Raw genomic sequence first — 18,265 nt, 5'->3', positions numbered from 1 at the left:
ATCAGTCTCCTTTGTTTTGTTTGCGCGGGTGCACCCGGAAGGAGGGCGTCGTCATCAGGCGGGCGCGGCGCTTTTTGTGCAGCGCGGTGTTATAGACCTTGAGCACATATTCCGCGAGGTTGACCGCCCCGCTCTGCTGGACCGAACGCCGCGCGGAGGCGCGCAGGGCGGAGAGCTTGTCAGCCGGCATGGTTTTGAGCATGCGGATTTTGTCCGCCATGTCCTGCGCGTCGTGGAAGATGTATCCGTTGACGCCGTCGCGCACCTGCCCCTCGTTGAGTGGGTCGATGATCTGTAAGACGGGAAGCCCCATCGCCATTCCCTCGAGCATGGAGATGGAATCGGTGTCGGAGGTGGAGGCGGTGATGTAGAAGTCGCACGTCCCCACATAGGGCGGCATGTCCGTATGGAGCACCTTGCCCGCAAAGGTGACCATGTCGGTGATGCCCAGCCGGACGGCCTGTTCCTCCAGCTCCTCCCGGCAGGGGCCGTCCCCGATGACGAGCAGCCGGATGTTTTCCTCCGGACGAATGGTCTTTTTCCAGTAGTCGAGCAGCAAATCGACGCTCTTTTCCCGGCCGAGCCGCCCGACGAAGAGGCCGACCGTCTCGCCGTGCTGGTAGCCGAATTTTTCGCGGAAGGCGTTCTTTTTTTCCTCCGCGATTTTGCCGGGGTCGAACATGTCGAGGTCGACGGGGTTGGGGATGACGTTGACCGGCTTATAAACGCCCGCCTTGCGGAAGTATTCCTCGCATTTTTTGGAGGGCCCGGTGACCTCCTGCGCCAGCTTTGCGAACAGCTTGGTGTACTGGTGGGAAAATTTCGTCGCGGCCGGCACGAGCGGCTGGGGCGCGATGTAGTAGATGTATTCGTCGTACATCGTGTGCAGCGTGTAGACGAGCGCGACGCGCAGCACCTTGGCGATCATCATCCCCGAAAGCCCGATGCCGAACTCGTTGTGGACATGGATGACATCGGGATGGAACTGGTGGACATATTTGAGCCGCGTGGAGGAGAGGGGCATGGCCACCCCGTAACCGTAGAAGCGCTTGGAAGTGTGGGCGGGGCAGTGGAGGACGCCGTCGGAGACATAATGCCGCCGCGCGGAGGCGTCGGCGGTGACGATCAGGACCTCGTGCCCGAGCTGTTCCAGCCCGTCCTTGAGGGATTTGACATGGGTGACAACCCCGTTGACATGGGGGAGATAGGTCTCGGTAAAAAGTGCAACACGCATGGTACACGCTCCTATTCCTTTGGCGATGTGGTCTGCGGATGCGGATTCAGGCTGACGCCGGATGATCGCGGGCCCGCTGAGGATAGAACGATTTCCCGCGCGAAATGGCTTCATGATTGGTCATACCTTCTATATAGTATATCAATTTTGCACACAGAAAGCAAATCCGCTTTTGACATGAGGGGAATTGCTAAATTGGCTGAAAAGGTGTAAACTATCGGTGACAACCCGGAGGGACGCCAAAAGAAAAGGACGAGGTGACACGCAATGCCGATTGATATGAAGCGGAACCTGACGATGCTGACCGATTTCTACGAGATTACGATGTCCAACGGCTATCTGGAATATGGGCTCGAGGAGCGCACGGCGGTCTTCGACATGTTTTTTCGGAAGATCCCGGACGACGGTGGCTTTGCAATCTTCGCGGGGCTCGAGCAGCTGATCGAATACATCAAGGACCTGGAATTCACCGACGAGGATATCGAATACCTGCGCGGCAAGGGACAGTTCAGCGAGGCGTTCCTGAGCTACCTGAAAAACTTCCGGTTCACCTGCGACGTCTGGTCGATGAAGGAGGGCACGCCGGTGTTCCCCTATGAGCCGGTCGTGGTGGTGCGCGGCCCGATCATCCAGGCACAGATGATCGAGACGATGGTGCTGCTTACCATCAACCACCAGTCGCTCGTGGCGACCAAGGCCAACCGGATGTGCCGCGCCGCCGAGGGGCGGCCGATCTCCGAATTCGGCTCCCGCCGCGCCCAGAGCTACGACGCCGCGATTCTGGGGGCGCGCGCGACCTATATCGGCGGATGCTCGGCGACCGCCTGCGCGATCGCGGACCGGGACTACGGCATCCCCGCGGTGGGCACGATGGCCCACAGCTGGGTACAGGTGTTCGACAGCGAGTACGACGCGTTCAAAAACTACGCGCAGGTCTATCCCGACAACTGTATCTTCCTCGTGGACACCTACAACGTCGTCAAGTCGGGAATCCCCAACGCCATCCGCGTTGCGGACGAAATTCTAAAGCCGATGGGCAAGCGGCCCAAAGCGGTGCGCATCGACAGCGGCGACATCGCCTATCTCTCCAAGAAGGCGCGCCGCATGCTCGACGACGCGGGCTATCCCGACTGCAAGATCATGGCGACCAACTCGCTTGACGAATACATCATCCGTGACCTGCTGCTCCAGGGCGCGCAGGTCGACCTCTTCGGCGTCGGCGAAAACCTCATTACGAGCAAGTCCGACCCCGTGTTCGGCGGCGTCTACAAGCTCGCCGCGGTCGAGCGCGACGGGGTGCTCGTCCCCAAGATCAAGGTGAGCGAGAGCATCGAAAAGATCACGACCCCCTGCTTCAAGGACGTCTACCGGTTCTACAACCGCGAGACGGGGCAAGCGATCGCCGACTATGTGACGGTGCGCGGCGAGACGGTGGACGACTCCCAGCCGATCACCATCTTCGACCCGATGGCGACCTGGAAAAAGAAAACGATCCGGAACTTTACCGCCAAGAGCATCCTCACCCAGGTGTTCGACAAAGGAAAATGCGTCTACGAGCTGCCCAGGCTCGACGATATCCGAAGCTACTGCGCCGACCAGGTGGCTCACCTGTGGGATGAGGTCAAGCGGTTCGAGCATCCGCACCGCTACTATGTCGATCTGTCCGACCGGCTGTGGAACGAGCGGAACGATCTGCTCGAACGGATCAACGCGGAATAAAAAAATAACCGCCGCTTCGGCACTTCCGCATGATGGGAATGGCCGGGGCGGTTGTTTTTTCGCTGTGTCCCGTACACAAACGGACAGGGCGGGGTGCCTTGGAATTTGTGCAGGGAAGCTATCGTTGTCTGCCTGGTAAAGAATTGTTTACAAAGTATGGGCTGATATATTTGGATAATCTGTACAAATTCGGAAAATGAAAAAGAATTGATGGCCTGATATTGCTTTTTCCAGGATTTTTGATATAATAATGTGTATGCAGTGGGAACACAATTGTATTTCCACCGCTGAATTCCGACAATTATTTCGAAATTGGGAGGAAAGATTTATGAAGAGAGTTTTAGCGATTGTCCTGTCGGCCGTTTTGGCGCTGACCCTTCTGGCCGGCTGCGGCGACAGCGGCACGGCCGCCCCTGCGCCCGCCGGCGATAACCCGACCGCGGCGGCCGACGCGGCCCCCGCGGAGGGCGGCGACGTGATCAAGATCGGCGTTTTCGAGCCCCAGACCGGTGAAAACGGCGGCGGCGGCCTCCAGGAGGTCTATGGCATCCGCTATGCCAACCAGCAGTTCCCGACCGTCAACGTCGGCGGCAAGGAGTATAAGATCGAGCTTGTCGAGGCGGACAACAAGTCCGACAAGACCGAGGCGGTTACCGCCGCGCAGAGCCTGATCAGCGCGGGCTGCTCGGTCATTCTCGGCTCCTACGGCTCGGGCGTTTCGATCGCCGCGGGCGAAATCTTCTCCGACGCGCAGGTCCCGGCCATCGGCTGTTCCTGCACCAACCCGCAGGTCACGCTGGGCAACGACTTCTACTTCCGCGTCTGCTTCCTCGATCCCTTCCAGGGCACCGTGATGGCGAACTACGCAGCGCAGGACGGGGCCAAGACCGCGGCGGTCATCACCCAGCTGGGCGACGACTACTCCTCCGGCCTCGGCAACTTCTTCAAGAACGCGTTCGTGCAGCTGGTCGGCGAGGGCTCCGTCGTTTCGGAGGAGCAGTTCCAGACCAACCAGACCGATTTTAAGGCGATCCTCACCAACATCAAGGCAGCCAACCCGGACGTCATCTTTGCGCCGTCCTCCATCGCGACCGCCCCGCTGATCATCAAGCAGGCCCGCGAGCTGGGCATCACCGCGAAGATCATGGCCGGCGACACCTGGGAGAACGGCTCGATCATCGAGAACGCGGGCGCCGACGCCGAGGGCGTGGCCCTGTCCACCTTCTTCGACGAGGGCGACACCTCCAACGCGGTCGCCACCGAGTTCATCACCGGCTTCAAGGAGTACCTCGTGGCCAATGGCCAGGACGAGATCATCCCGGCCGTCTCCGCGCTGGGCTACGACGCCTATCTCGCGGCGCTCAAGGCGATTGAGACCGCCGGCTCCACCGATCCCGTCGCCATCCGCGACGCGCTCAAGGGCGTGGAGTTCGAGGGCGTGACGGGCGCCATCTCCTTTGATGAGAACGGCGATGCCAACAAGGACAAAGCCTTCATCAAGGTTGTTGAGAACGGCCAGTTCAAGTTCCTCAAGACCGTCTCCGTCGGCGAATAATCCGGAATCTCTGAACGGCAGGGCGGGGGACGGCTCGTCTCCCGCCCTGCTGATTCTCGTATCCCTCGCCCGCATGCGCCGCATAACCGATGCGCGCGTACCGTTTATGCGGTATTGAACCATGCTATAGTTTGGGGGCTTTTGCACATGAGTCTGACAACCATTTTGCAGCATTGCCTGACCGGAATCTCGCTGGGCGGCGCTTACGCGCTGATCGCCATCGGGTATACGATGGTCTACGGCATCCTGCGCCTGATCAACTTTGCCCACGGCGATATTTTTATGATGGCGGGATATTTCATGATCTTTGCCATGGCGAGCTTTCCCTGGCAGATCGCCATCCCGCTTGTGATCGTCGGGACTGTCGTCATGGGCGTCGTCATCGAGCGGGTGGCCTACAAGCCGCTGCGCACAGCGCCGCGCATGTCGATCATGATCTCCGCGATCGGCGTCTCCTACCTGCTCCAGAACCTGGCTACATATCTTTTCACCGCGATTCCCCGCGGATATCCCGAGATCCCCTTCCTGAAAAAGATTTTTCACATCGGGGCCCTCTCCGCGTCGCTGGTCACCTTCCTGACCCCCGTGCTCACCATCCTGCTGGTGATCTTTTTGATGCTGCTCATCAGGAAGACCAAGGTCGGCATGGCGATGCGCGCCGTCAGCAAGGACTTTGAAACCTCCCAGCTGATGGGCATCAAGATCAACAACGTCATCAGTGTCACCTTTGTGATCGGTTCGGCGCTGGCCGCGGTGGGTTCGATCCTCTATTTCACCGACCGCATGTCGGTGACTCCATTCTCCGGCACCCTGCCGGGCCTCAAATGCTTTGTCGCGGCGGTGTTCGGCGGCATCGGGAGTATTCCCGGCGCGGTCGTGGGCGGCTTTGTGATCGGCATCGCCGAGACGCTGCTCGTCGCGATGGGCTATTCGACCTTCAGCGACGCGTTTACTTTCCTTCTGCTGATCGTCATGTTGCTGTTCAGGCCGACCGGCCTCTTCGGCGAAAAAAGTACGGATAAGGTGTGACGCATATGAAAAAGGGTACAAAGCGCATCTGCTCCCTCGTGCTCCTCGTGCTGATCGCCTTGCTGCTGTTCTGGCTTGAGGCGAACAAGAGCGGGCAGGGGATGCTGATCTCCATCCTGCAAAAGAGCGCCATTTTGGCGATCGTCGCCGTCTCGATGAACCTGCTCAACGGTTTCACCGGCCTCTTCTCGCTGGGCCAGGCGGGTTTTATGTCGATCGGCGCCTACATCACGGCAATCCTGACCATCCCGGTTGTCAACCTGGACGGCGTCTACTATATGAACGGCGTGGCCCCCTGGGTGCGCGCGCTCAAAGAGGGGATGGAGGCCGGTCCCTCGTGGCTCCAGTCGGTCTATCCCTTCCTCGCGCTCATCGTCGGCGGCCTGGTAGCCGCTGGCTTCGCGGCGCTCATCGGCATTCCGGTGCTGCGCCTCAAGAGCGACTACCTCGCGATCGCGACCCTCGGCTTCTCCGAGATCATCCGCGCGATCTTTTCAAGCCCCCAGATGGATACGATCACCAACGGCTCCTACGGGCTCAACAAGGTGCCCACCTTCCCGAAGTTCTTCGGGCTGCCCGCCCTCTTTACCCCCTTCATCATCGCGGGGATCACCATCGCGCTGATGGTGCTGCTGATCAACTCCTCCTATGGCCGCGCCTTCAAGGCGATCCGCGAGGACGAGGTCGCCGCCGAGGCGATGGGCATCAGCCTCTTCCGGCATAAGGAGCTCTCCTTTGTGGTCAGTTCCTTCTTCACCGCGATTTCGGGCGGCCTGCTTGCGATGTTCATGCGCTCGATCGAGGCCAAGACCTTCAGTATCGCGCTCACCTACGACATCCTGCTCATCGTCGTCATCGGCGGCATCGGCAGTGTGTCGGGTAGCGTGCTCTCCGCTTTCCTCGTCACCGCGAGCAAGGAGTGGTGGCTGCGCTTTTTCGACCAGCCGCTGACCATCGGCGGCTGGCAGGTGCCGCTTTTCCGCACCGGCTTCCGCATGGTCATCTTCTCGATCCTGCTGATGGCGGTCGTGCTCTTCTACCGCAGGGGCATTATGGGGAACAATGAATTCAGCTGGGACGGCGTCGCCCGTCTCCCGGGCAGGATCAAGGGCTGGTTTACCCGGAAACGACCCGCCCACGAAGCAGCGGGGGGTGACAGGCTATGAGCGGACACGTGCTGGAACTCCAGAACCTCACCATGCAGTTCGGCGGCGTCGTCGCGGTCGACGACCTGTCGATGCATGTGGACAAGGGGGAGATCGTCGCGCTGATCGGGCCGAACGGGGCGGGCAAGACGACCGCCTTCAACATGATCACCGGCGTCTACGCCCCAACCAACGGCGCGATTTTTTTCAACGGCGAGCAGATTATCTCCAACCACCCGCAGGGAAATATGAAGAAGCTCTACCAGGGCGGCAACGCGGGCAAATTCCCGAACGTCATGGTGAAGCTCCCGGACGTGATCACGAAGCTGGGCATCGCCCGGACGTTCCAGAACATCCGGCTTTTCAAAGACCTGACGGTCTTTGAAAATGTCCTGATCGCGAAGCATATGCGCTCCAAGGCCGGCGTCTTTGCCGCGACCTTCCGTCTCAACGCGAAGGAGGAGCGGGAGATGCGCGCCGAGACGATGCGCCTTTTGGAAATCCTCGAGCTTGCGGACCTCCGGGACGAGACGGCGAGCAACCTGCCCTACGGCAAACAGCGCCGCCTGGAGATCGCCCGCGCGCTCGCGACCGAACCGAGCCTGCTTCTGCTCGACGAGCCCGCCGCGGGCATGAACCCGCAGGAGACCGCCGAGCTGACCGCCTTCATCAAGCAGATCCGTGACGACTTCAAGCTGACCGTCTTCATGATCGAGCACCACATGGACCTGGTCATGGAGATTTCCGACCGCATCTATGTGCTCGACTTCGGCAAGCTTATCGCGGCGGGCACGCCCGACGAGGTGCAAAACAACCAGCGCGTGATCGACGCGTATTTGGGGGTGGCCGACGATGCTTAATATCAGCAATCTCAAGGTGAATTACGGCGGCATCGAGGCTGTCAAGGGAATATCCTTTACCGTTCCGGAGAAGAGCATTGTGACGCTGATCGGCGCGAACGGCGCGGGCAAGAGTACCACGCTGCGCGCGATCGCCGGGCTGGTCCCCATCAAGGGGGGAACGATCGAGTTTCTGGGGAAGCAGATCAGCGGTCTGCCGAGCGAAAAGATCGTCGGCACGGGCATCACCCTCGTCCCCGAGGGCAGGCGGGTCTTTCCCGACCTCACCGTGCTGGAGAACATCAAGATCGGCGCGTACCTGCGCAAGGACGACCTGACCGACGACATCAACTGGGTCTACGACCTCTTCCCGCGGCTCAAGGAGCGCTCCTGGCAGCTTGCCGGCACCCTCTCCGGCGGCGAGCAGCAGATGCTCGCGGTCGGACGCGCCCTGATGAGCCGGCCCAAGCTCATCATGATGGATGAGCCGTCGCTCGGCCTCGCGCCGCTCATCGTGCAGGGCATCTTCGACATCATCAAGGAGATCAACCGCCAGGGCGTCACCATCCTGCTCATCGAGCAGAACGCGAATCTCGCGCTGCGCGCAGCCGACTACGGCTATGTGCTTGAAACGGGCAATATCACGCTGGACGGCACCGGAGCCGCCCTGCTCGAAAACGAGGACGTGAAAGCCGCCTACCTCGGCAAAAAGAAAAAATAAAATGGGACCCCAAAAGCGGGCCGGCTGACGCCGGCCCGCTTTTTGTGCAGTATTTCGGGACGAATCCGCCACTTTTATGTAAGGACGGGTGTGAAACCCCTTCCTTACAGGGTAGGCTGCCCGCGCGGAACGCGCGTTTTTTGATCCGGCAGAACCCTGCCGACCATAGTATCGCCCGGCGCGTATGCGGATATGCGCGGCGGTTTCCGTTTCCTAATGATTGTGCTTTTTCCGTTTTTTTGCTATGATGGTCCTATGGAAAAGGACGAGAGGGGAGCGGACGGCGATGCAAAAAAGAGCACCCGCTGCGTTGATTGGAGTCCTCTGCGCGTTTGCGCTCTGCGTGCCGGTTTTCGCCGCGTCTTATGTGGACGACTGCGGCGACCTTACGCCCGACGGGACGCGGAGCTATGCAGGCTTCTCCGAGGCGGTCGGCGACTTCGACGTTTTCTCCGGCTGGGGCACCTGCGGCGACGCGACGGCGCTGGCCGTCGGCGGGCGTGAGGCGCAGGCGACCTACCGGATCAGCGGAGCGGAATCGGTGGAGGTGGCGTTTTACGCCAGCCTGAGCACCTGCGCCACGCCCTATGGGAAGGACGCTTTCGCGCTCGGCGGCGGAAGCGTCGAAGCGTTGCTGACCGCGCGGCGGTGCTTTTATGACCGCGCGGCCGATATTGTCTTTCTGACCGAGAACGGCAGGAATTATTCCCTGCAGTTCGACCCCTTCTATGGGCTGATCCTTCGTGAGGACGGACGGCCGCTTTCCGCCGACTGCTTCTGGGGACTCAACCTCTACGCCTCCCGGGACGGCGAGGCCTTTACGCTCCTTCGGGACGTTACGCTCGTGCGGGCGGAGTCGCAGTGGCTCGAGCTTTCCACAGGCCGCTATTACCGCGAGATCTATACAGCCCGGCTCCCGGAGGGCACCCGCTACATCCGGGCCGCCTTCGAGGATTTCCGGGCGCTGGAGGAGGTGCCCGACAGGACCCGCGCGTTTTTGCTCTCCCGCGTGCGGTTTGACGGGGACGGCCTGACGCCGGGAGGCTCCGGTCCGGAGGAATCCTCTTCCTCCGCGCCGGACGAAGAAAGCTCCTCCGTCCCCGAATCCTCTTCTCAGCTTCCCGCGGCGGGCGGCGGGGGAGGCTCCGCCACCGGCGGCGGCTCGAGCGGCCGGCTCCTGCGGGAACGGAGGGAGACCGGGCCGGAAGCGCCCGCTTCGGCGGCTTTGGCCGGAGGCCCCGCCGCGGTTTCCCCGCGTACCGTCGGTACGCCGGCAGCGGGGGAGAGCGGTTCCCGCACGGAGGATGTCTCCGCCCGACCGGAGAGGCGGGAACCGGATTCCTCCGGCGCCGCCGTCTACCGGAACCTCGGCGGCGGAGGCGCCGCCGGTCCCTCCGCCACGCCGCAGGAGAAATTCGGCGGCATGGTCGGCGGGGGAGCGGGGCTCTACATCCTGCTCAACTTCCTGCGCGGCGTGCGCCGTTGACCGGATTGTTGACAAATACCCGGCGCCGTTTATAATAAAGAGTATCCGTATTTGGGCGCGGCATCGGGCGCGCGGCGGGAATCCACGGGGTTTCCGGACTCTGAAAGCTATGGGAGGAAGGCCAAGTGAGCGAATTAATATCCATTACGGTCGGAGCGTTGCTGGAGAAGGTCGCGAAGATGTATCCGGACGACCAGGCGGTCAAATATACCGACCGGCCCTTCAATATGACCTGGCGTCAGTTCGACGACGAGGTCAACCGCATTGCCAAAGGATTTCTGGCGATGGGGATCCGGAAGGGGGACCATGTGGCGATCTGGGCGACCAACGTGCCTGAATGGCTGCTGACCCTCTTTGCCGCCGCAAAAATCGGCGCGGTGCTCGTCACCGTCAACACCAACTACAAGGTGTTCGAGCTGGAATACCTGCTGCGTCAGTCGGATTCCAAGGCGCTCGTCATGATCAAGGGATTCAAGGACGCGGACTATGTCGGGATCGTGGACGAGCTCTGCCCGACCCTCGGGGAGTTCAAGCCGGGCGAATACGAAAACCCCATGCTGCCCTTCCTCAAGGACGTCGTCTATGTCGGTGATGGCCCCGCGCCCGCCGGGATGTACGCATGGGACGACCTGCGCCATATGGGGGACGCGGTCCCCGAGGAGGAGTTCCGTGCGGTCTTCGACAGCATCGACCCGCAGGAGGTCGTCAATATGCAGTACACCTCGGGGACGACCGGGTTCCCGAAGGGCGTTATGCTCACCCACTTCAATATTGTCAACAACGGCAAGTGCATCGGCGACTGCATGAAGTTTTCCCATGACGACAAGCTCTGCATCTGCGTGCCCTTCTTTCACTGCTTCGGCCTGGTGCTCGCGGTCATGGCGGCGCTCACCCACGCGACCTCGATGGTCCCGATCGAGACCTACCGCCCGACCGAAGTGCTCAAGGCGCTCCAAAATGAGGAGTGCACCGCCGTGCACGGCGTGCCGACGATGTTTATCGCGATGCTTGAGCATCCGACCTTCTACGAGTATAAATTTCCGCGCCTGCGCACCGGCATCATGGCGGGTTCGCCCTGCCCGGTCAAGGTGATGCAGCTCGTCGTGGACAAGATGGGCATGCGGGAGATTACGATTACATACGGCCAGACGGAGGCGTCGCCCGCCTGCACGATGACCACCACCGAGGACAGCCTCGATCTGCGCGTCGCGACGGTGGGCCGCGCGATGCCCCATGTCGAGACGAAGATCGTCGACCCCGAGACGGGGGAGACGTTGCCGCCCTACCAGCAGGGCGAATTCTGCGCGCGGGGCTATAATGTCATGCGCGGCTATTACAAGATGGAGGAGGCCACCCGCCAGGCGATCGACGAGGACGGCTGGCTGCACACGGGCGACCTCGCGATGGCCGACGAGAACGGATATTACAAAATCACCGGCCGCATCAAGGACATGATCATCCGCGGCGGCGAGAACATCTATCCCAAGGAGATCGAGGAATTCCTTTACACCCATCCGCTTGTGCGCGACGTGCAGGTGGTCGGCGTGCCGAGCAAGCAGTACGGCGAGGAAATCATGGCCTGCGTCATCCCGCGCGCGTGGGAGGACGGACTCGACGAGGAAGAGATCAAGCGCGCGGTACGCGAGAATATGGCGCGCCACAAGGTCCCCAAATATGTCCTGTTCATGGACCAGTTCCCGATGACCGCCAGCGGCAAGATCCAGAAATTCAAGCTGCGTGAGATGGGCATCGAAAAATTCGGCCTGCAGGACGACGCGGCGGTCGAAACCGCCTGAGCCGGGCCTGCCCCGAATATTGACGCGGCGGCCCCGCCGTCCCGCCATGACCCCGAATAGGAGTGAACCGCCAGATGGCCGTAAATGAACTGAACCTGTGCATGGGCTGCATGTCCCCTCTTTTCGAGGGGGAGACGTGCGGCATCTGCGGATACCGCGCGGACGCGTCGTCCGACCTGAACTACCTGCAGCCCGGCAGCGGGCTGGGCGGGCGGTATCTCGTCGGAAAGATGGTTGCGGACGACCCGGAGGGCGTCTGGTACGTCGGGTACGACCGCAGGGAAGAGGTGCGCGTCTGGGTGCGTGAATACGCGCCCGGCTGCATTACCCGCCGCGACCACGAGAACTTCAGCGTGCAGCCGCTGGCCAGCTCGGAGGCGCAGTACAAGGCACTCATGTCCGACTTTGAGGACCTGTGCCGGTCGGTCATGGCGCTGCCCGCGGGGGAGAAGGTGCTCCCCATCACCGACCTGCTCTTTGAGAACAACACGATCTATGCGGTTTACCGCTATATCAAGACGATTTCGCTGGAATCCTTCCTCGCGCGCAGCGGCGGCAGGCTTCCCTGGAGGCACGCCAAAAAACTGCTGATGCCCCTCTTCCACACGGTCGTCAACTTCCACAAGGCGGGGCTGATCCACCGGGGGCTTTCCCCGCGGACGGTCCACCTCGACCAGTCGGGCGCCCTGTGGGTGACCAGCTTTTCGATCGCTGCGGCCCGCACCAACAAGAGCGAGACCGGCGCGCAGCTCTTCGAGGGCTATGCCGCCCCCGAGCAGTACGCGCTCAACAGCTGGCAGGGCAATTGGACCGACGTGTACGCGCTCGGCGCGATCACTTACCGGACGGTGACGGGGGAGAACCCGCCCGCCGCGCTTGACCGCGTCTACGGCGACGACCTGCTTGACAGCCAGATGATCAGCGGCGAGATGACTGAAAATGTGGTTGGCGCGATCAACCGCGCCCTCGCGGTCGAGGTGGAGGACCGCATCCAGTCCGCCGAGCTCTTGATATCCGGACTGCTCGCGGACGAGGGTTCCAACACGGCGGTCTACACCGCCGCGCCGCGCAAATCCTACGAGTCGCCCGACGACAGCGCTTACCGGCAGGAAATCCGCCGCGCGGCCGCCGAACGGGAGGAGCGGGAAAAGCAGCCGCCGCGCACGGCGGCGCGCTTTGAACAGAGCGGCATCGACCTGATCCCGCCGCCGGGCGGAGGGAATCCCGCGCAGCCGAAGCCCGCGCGCAAAGCCGGCCGGCGCGAAAAGCGCCCCAAACGCAAACGCGCCCATCCCGTGCTGATGCTGATTCTCTCGGCGTTCGTCGCCACGGCGCTGCTCGCGGGCGCGATGTACTGGTTCGCGACCAACTACCTCACCGACCTGGTTTCCCCCACGGCAAGCGAGGGCGGCGCCGACGATCATTCGATGCAGGGCGGCACCGACTATTCGGGCGACGAGGCGGGCGAGGACGACAAGGTGCCCCGCTTCGTGGGAACCAACGCCGATTCCCTCCGGAACAACGAACAGCTGGGCGAACGGTATGAGCTCGTGTTCGAGGAGAAGTTCAACGACGTCTACGAGCCGGGCGTGGTCTGCGACCAGCAGCCGGTCGAGGGCACCAAGATGCCGAACCGGGGAAGGGTGACCGTCTACGTCTCCAAAGGCCCCGAGCTGATCGAAATGCCCCAGGTGGTTGGGATGCCGATCGAGGACGCGATCATGGCGCTGACCGACCTGGAGCTCAACTACCAGGTGATCGAGGTCTACGACAAGAGCTACGAGCCCGATGTGATCGAGCGCGCCGAGCCGGAGCCGGGCACCCAGCTCAACAAGGAGAAGGACACCGTGTTCCTCTACATCCGCAAGGTCGTGATGGAGGAGAGCGGCAGCTCGGAGGACGAGCGGGACGACCGGGAACGGTCCGCCTCCCGGATCATCACCTCCCGCAAGAGCGGCACGGATTCGGATTCCTCCCGGCGTCTCAAGCCAAGGGACGAGTAGGAAAGGCTTTCTGTCTGTTAATGAGCCGGCCGTTTTGGCGGCGGAATGGAGCGATATGATGAAAACTGCATTTTCGACTTTGGGTTGTCCCGGCTGGTCGTGGGACGAGATTTTCGCCACCGCAAAGGATCTGGGGCTGGACGGCATCGAGGTGCGCGGCGTGGAAAACGAGATGTTCGCGCCCTCCATCCGCGCTTTCAGCGAGAAGCACCTCGACGAAACCCGCGCGCGCCTGGAAAAGGCGGGAATGGAGATTCCGATGCTCACCTCGGGTGCCTGCCTCGGGCTGTCGGGCGACTATGACCGCTATATGGATGAGGCGAAGGCCTATATCGACCTGGCGAAAAAGCTCGGAACCCCCTATGTGCGCGTGATCATCACGCCGGGCGCGGCTCCCGCTGCGGGGGAGAATATCCTACAGGTTAAACGCCTTTACACCGAGCTGTGCGTCTACGCGAGGGGCACGGGCGTCGCGGTGCTGCTCGAGACGAGCGGCGAGCTCGCCGACTCCTCCAAAATGCGCGAATTCATGCAGGACGTCGACCCGGAGACGGGCGGCGTGCTCTGGGACCTTCACCACCCCTACCGGTTCTTCGGGGAGTCTCCCGCCAAAACGTGGGAGAACATCGGGACGTGGGTCCGCTACCTGCACGTCAAGGATTCCGCGATGCAGGACGGAAAACTCGTCTACCGCATGATGGGCTACGGCGACGTCCCCGTTTTCGACGCGCTGAAAATTTTGTCCGACAACGGGTACCAGGGATACGTCTCCCTCGAATGGCTCAAGCGCTGGTGCCCCGACCTACAGGAGCCGGGCATCGTTTTCGCTCACTACGCGAGCTATATGGGCTACCTCAAAAACCAGCTGAAATAAGATGGAAAGGGGCCGTTGGCGTACGCCAACGGCCCCTGTTTTGTTTTTCCGGTTATCGTCCGTACCGCTTGAGCATCCGGATATCCTCGCCGTAAAACTGCATCGGCCGGTAGGCGCAGAGCAGGCGGGAGAGGATGCGGTCGCCGTACCGTTCGCGGAGCACCTGTTCGTCGAAGTTGGTGCTGATCACGGTGGGGCGGCGGGCGATGATGCGGGAATTGATGAGGTTATAGAGCGCGGCAACCGAAAAGCTTGTGGAGAACTCCGCGCCGAGGTCGTCGATGACGAGCAGGTCGCACTCCCCGGCCAGCGCCTGGTAGTCGGTATCGCCGCCACCGTTCCGGGAGAACTGCTGTGTTTGGAGCTTGTCGAGCAGGCGGGGGGCGGTCGTATAGACGACGCCGAAGCCCTTCCGGACGACCTCATAGGAGATCGCCAGCGAGAGGTGGGTCTTCCCGAGCCCCGTACCGCCCAAAAAGAGCAGGCTTTCGCTGCTGGGGGAGAAGGCGCGCGCGTATTCGCGGCAGGCGGACAGCACCTTTTCCATCGCGCGGCGGGGGACGACGCCGTAGGGCCCGCCGGGTTCGGCGGGGTAGTAGAAGAGGTCGAAGTTTTCAAACCGGCAGTCACTCATGCCGCTCGTGTCGCTGAGGCTCTCGCAGGCGAATTCACGCAGCAGCTTTTGGAGGCAGGCGCACTGCTTCTGCCCGATGTAGCCGGTGTCCTGGCAGGCGGGGCAGGAATAACGCACCGCGAGCGCGTTTTCCGGTTTGCCGGCCTCCCGGAGGATTTCGGCGCGGCGCTCCTGGAGCGCGAGGTTGCGGGCGCGCAGCCGCTCGATCAGCCGCGCGGCGTCCTCTCCGCCGCCGATCGCAGCCTGCGCGGCGGCGAGTCCCGTCGCGGAGAGTTCCCGTTCGATCTCGCCGAGCTGCGGCAGCTCGGCGTAGAGGGCGGCGCGCCGCCGCTGGGCATCCTGCTGCGCGGCGGCGCGGGATTCGTCGAGCGCCCGCTGCGCCTTCTGGTAAATTTCCTTTGCGTATCCCATGTGGGGCCCCTCCTAATCGTCCGCCTGCCGGTGCAGCAGGGCGTGCAGCTTGTCCATGTCGAGCGATGAGTCGCGCCCCGTCTGCGCCGACTTGTTCTGCGGCCCGGCGCGCCGGGCCGCGCCCGCGGAAAGGTCCTCCACCGCGGCCTTGACGGTTGTGATCCCCTTCGTCTTCCAGGAGGAGAGGATCTTGTCGGCGTAGGCAAAGGACACCTTCCCGGTGTTTTCCACCGCGCGTTCACAGGCGAGGAAGATGAGCTTTTCATCCAGCCCGAGCGAGAACCACCGCTCGATGCAGCCGCGTTCCTTCGGGGTCAGGGAGCGGCTGTAGATGCCGAACGCCTTGACGACCTTTTTTTCATTTTCGCTGCTGCGGGTGAGCCGGACGATCTCCCGCTCGACCTGCTCGTGGGTGGAGATGCCCTTCTCCATCCAGGCGGCCGCCGTCTTTTCGAGGTAGTTCATGCCGCGGTGCCCGCTTTCCACGCAGTACTGGAGCAGCATGAGCACCGCGCCGGTGTCCAGCCCGTAATAGCTGTGCAGCGCGACGAGAATTTCGCTTTCGACAGGGGTGAGCGGGGCGCCCAGGATGTTCTGCGCCTCCCGCAGGAGCTCCCCGATGGCGCCGTCCGCCTTCTCCATTTCGGCGATGTCCGCCCGCGAAATCTTCTGACGCGCCGAGATGGTGACGATCCGCTGCCCCTCGGTGGAAACTTCTTCCTTTACGGCGGGGGCGGGGAGGGCGGGCGCCCCGGAAGGGGCCGGGCGCGCGGGGAGACGTTCCGCCGCCGCGCTGCTCTCGCGGACGATGCCCGCGCCGACCCAGTAGTTGACCGCGTCGGCGATGTCGCCGGCGGGGATGCAAAGCCGCTCGGAGAGCCACTGCACGTCGACGGGAGTCCCCGAGTGGCGCAGCATGAGCAGCAGGATTTTCAGCGAGAGGGGGGAGCACATCTTGATGTGGTCGTCTACGACTGCGGTTGGCACCGCGAAGACCGACGACCAGATGCCCGAATCGATCAAATAGGACATGGCGGACTCCTCAAAATCAAATATTGGAAAAAGCGGCGTCGGCCTTCCCCGCGGCCAAAGGACCGCGGCACGCGGAAATACGGCGCTTCCCGCCTTTGGTGGGAACAAACCGCGAAGCGGTCTGTCCTGCGGATATTATAGCACAGCCTTCTGAATTTTCAAAATAGAAGTTGCGCGGCGGGGCCGGGCCGGTGTATAATAAAAACAATTATTTGAAAGATTCCAAGGACAGGAGGCGACAAAGATGATCGGCGACCTGCATTGTCACACACGCTTTTCCGACGGTTCCCTCGGCATCGATGACCTGATCCTCTATGCCAAACGCGCCGGTCTCGACTTTGTCGCGCTGACCGACCACGATACGATGGCGGGCGTCAGCCGCGCCGAGCAGCTCGGCAAGCGCTACGGCATCGGGGTGATCGGCGGAGTGGAGATTTCGGCGCGGGATTTTGCCCGGGACCGGAAGGTCCACCTGCTCTGCTACCAGCCCAAGGTGCCCGACCGGCTCGAGGGGATGCTCAAGCACACCCTCGAGGGACGGGATCGGGCCATCCGGGAGAGTATGCGCAGGGTTATGAAACTCTTCCCGGTGACGGAGGAGCATGTCCTGCGCTGCGCCAAGGGCTCGGCGGCGCTCTATAACGTGCACATCATGCTCGCGCTCGCCGACCTCGGCTATGCGGAGAGCCTCTATGGCGGCCTCTTTCGCCAGCTGCTCGCGGAAAAGACGGGAAGCTGCTTTGTCCCGCACGCCTATCCGGACGTGTGGGAGGCCGCCAGGCTGGTCAGGAGCGCGGGCGGCGTCTGCGTGCTGGCGCACCCGTCCGAGTACGATTCGGTCGACCTGATGGCGGAACTCGCCGAGGCGGGCGTGATCGACGGGGTGGAGCGGTACCATCCGCGCGTCAAGGAGAAGGACATCCCCGCGATCGACGCGGTGATCGCGCGGTACGGCCTCATCGCCACGGGCGGCACCGACTTCCACGGCGGCAACACCAACCATCCCAACCCGCTCGGCACCTGCCTGACGATGCAGGAGCCGCTGGAACGGATTTTCAAGCTCTCAAAGAGCAGATCATAAAAAAATACGCACGGAGGACGCATGGACATCAAAGAACAGGCTCTGCAAAAGCACTATGAATGGAAGGGAAAGATCGAGGTCGTCTCCCGCGTGCCGATCGAGCGGCGGGAGGACCTGTCGATGGCCTACACGCCCGGCGTGGCCCAGCCCTGTCTCGAGATCGAACGGGACGAGTCCCTCTCCTACACGTTGACCCGGCGGGGGAACCTCGTCGCGGTCGTCACTGACGGCACGGCGGTGCTCGGGCTCGGCGATATCGGCCCCGCGGCCGCGATGCCGGTCATGGAGGGCAAATGCGCGCTCTTCAAGGCGTTCGCGGACGTGGACGCCTTCCCGCTCTGCATCGACAGCAAGGACCCCGATACGATCGTCAATACGGTAAAGCTCCTCTCCAAGAGCTTCGGCGGCATCAATCTGGAGGACATCTCCGCGCCCCGCTGCTTCGAGATCGAACGGCGGCTCAAGGAGGAGTGTGAGATCCCCGTCTTCCACGACGACCAGCACGGCACCGCCGTCGTCGCCTGCGCGGCGCTGCTCAACGCCTGCCGGGTCACGGGGCGGAAAAAGGGCGCTCTCCGCGTCGTTTTGAACGGCGCGGGCGCGGCGGGCATCTCCGTGGGCAGGCTGCTGCTCCGGATGGAGTTCGGCGAGCTCGTGATGTGCGACATCGGCGGGATCATCCATGAGGGCGCGGACTGGCTCACCC

At 62.4% G+C, this 18,265-nt stretch carries 15 protein-coding genes; 12 read left to right on the top strand and 3 right to left on the bottom strand.

Annotation, left to right across the window (positions count from 1 at the left end):
• Window position 1: 1 nt before the first annotated feature.
• Window positions 2–1,234 carry a glycosyltransferase gene (locus tag RDM88_RS04420; protein ID WP_308753635.1) on the bottom strand — a complete coding sequence of 411 codons (1,233 nt, stop codon included), beginning with the start codon at window positions 1,232–1,234 and terminating at the stop codon, window positions 2–4.
• A 267-nt stretch (window positions 1,235–1,501) separates the two neighbouring features.
• On the opposite strand from RDM88_RS04420, the gene RDM88_RS04415 reads away from it, so the two are divergent.
• From RDM88_RS04415 to RDM88_RS04370, 10 genes are all read left to right on the top strand, one after another.
• A complete protein-coding gene (locus RDM88_RS04415; RefSeq protein WP_308753633.1) occupies window positions 1,502–2,953 on the top strand; it encodes a nicotinate phosphoribosyltransferase in 1,452 nt (483 codons plus the stop codon).
• Window positions 2,954–3,281: 328 nt separating this feature from the next.
• Window positions 3,282–4,508, top strand: a complete 1,227-nt coding sequence (locus RDM88_RS04410; protein WP_308753631.1) for an ABC transporter substrate-binding protein — start codon at window positions 3,282–3,284, stop codon at window positions 4,506–4,508.
• A 147-nt stretch (window positions 4,509–4,655) separates the two neighbouring features.
• Complete coding sequence (locus RDM88_RS04405) at window positions 4,656–5,537, top strand: branched-chain amino acid ABC transporter permease (RefSeq protein ID WP_308753629.1); 882 nt, start codon at window positions 4,656–4,658, stop codon at window positions 5,535–5,537.
• Window positions 5,538–5,542: 5 nt separating this feature from the next.
• The gene (locus RDM88_RS04400; protein ID WP_308753627.1) at window positions 5,543–6,703 is read left to right on the top strand and encodes a branched-chain amino acid ABC transporter permease; all 1,161 of its coding nucleotides are present in this window, start codon (window positions 5,543–5,545) and stop codon (window positions 6,701–6,703) included.
• On the top strand, window positions 6,700–7,542 hold the full coding sequence (locus RDM88_RS04395) for an ABC transporter ATP-binding protein (protein WP_308753625.1): 843 nt from the start codon (window positions 6,700–6,702) through the stop codon (window positions 7,540–7,542). Before RDM88_RS04400 ends, RDM88_RS04395 begins: the two co-directional genes overlap by 4 nt.
• The gene (locus RDM88_RS04390) at window positions 7,535–8,242 is read left to right on the top strand and encodes an ABC transporter ATP-binding protein (protein ID WP_308753623.1); all 708 of its coding nucleotides are present in this window, start codon (window positions 7,535–7,537) and stop codon (window positions 8,240–8,242) included. The genes RDM88_RS04395 and RDM88_RS04390 overlap by 8 nt, the downstream gene beginning before the upstream one ends.
• Window positions 8,243–8,528: 286 nt before the next feature.
• Window positions 8,529–9,728, top strand: a complete 1,200-nt coding sequence (locus tag RDM88_RS04385) for a hypothetical protein (RefSeq protein WP_308753621.1) — start codon at window positions 8,529–8,531, stop codon at window positions 9,726–9,728.
• Window positions 9,729–9,853: 125 nt separating this feature from the next.
• Window positions 9,854–11,524 (top strand): AMP-binding protein, encoded by a 1,671-nt coding sequence (locus tag RDM88_RS04380; RefSeq protein ID WP_308753619.1) that lies wholly within the window; start codon window positions 9,854–9,856, stop codon window positions 11,522–11,524.
• Between the two features lie 74 nt (window positions 11,525–11,598).
• Window positions 11,599–13,527 carry a PASTA domain-containing protein gene (locus RDM88_RS04375; protein ID WP_308753617.1) on the top strand — a complete coding sequence of 643 codons (1,929 nt, stop codon included), beginning with the start codon at window positions 11,599–11,601 and terminating at the stop codon, window positions 13,525–13,527.
• Between the two features lie 58 nt (window positions 13,528–13,585).
• Window positions 13,586–14,401, top strand: coding sequence for a sugar phosphate isomerase/epimerase (locus tag RDM88_RS04370; protein ID WP_308753615.1), 816 nt, complete (start codon window positions 13,586–13,588; stop codon window positions 14,399–14,401).
• Between the two features lie 52 nt (window positions 14,402–14,453).
• On the opposite strand, the gene RDM88_RS04365 is transcribed toward RDM88_RS04370, so the two are convergent.
• Together RDM88_RS04365 and RDM88_RS04360 are read right to left on the bottom strand one after the other, a co-directional pair.
• Entirely contained in the window at window positions 14,454–15,446 is a 993-nt protein-coding gene (locus RDM88_RS04365) for an ATP-binding protein (protein WP_308753613.1), read from the bottom strand.
• A 12-nt stretch (window positions 15,447–15,458) separates the two neighbouring features.
• Window positions 15,459–16,478 (bottom strand): DnaD domain protein, encoded by a 1,020-nt coding sequence (locus RDM88_RS04360; RefSeq protein WP_308753611.1) that lies wholly within the window; start codon window positions 16,476–16,478, stop codon window positions 15,459–15,461.
• A 244-nt stretch (window positions 16,479–16,722) separates the two neighbouring features.
• On the opposite strand from RDM88_RS04360, the gene RDM88_RS04355 reads away from it, so the two are divergent.
• Both RDM88_RS04355 and RDM88_RS04350 read left to right on the top strand, forming a co-directional pair.
• The gene (locus RDM88_RS04355; RefSeq protein ID WP_308753609.1) at window positions 16,723–17,559 is read left to right on the top strand and encodes a PHP domain-containing protein; all 837 of its coding nucleotides are present in this window, start codon (window positions 16,723–16,725) and stop codon (window positions 17,557–17,559) included.
• 21 nt (window positions 17,560–17,580) lie between these two features.
• Window positions 17,581–18,265: NADP-dependent malic enzyme (locus RDM88_RS04350; protein ID WP_374045411.1), on the top strand; the 685-nt coding region annotated here is incomplete at its 3' end.

The sequence above is a fragment of the uncultured Anaerotruncus sp. genome (genome assembly GCF_902490045.1).
GTDB lineage: Bacteria > Bacillota > Clostridia > Oscillospirales > Ruminococcaceae > Anaerotruncus.
The sequence above is the reverse complement of the archived record's forward strand: the minus strand, read 5'-3'. Positions and strand labels throughout refer to the sequence as shown.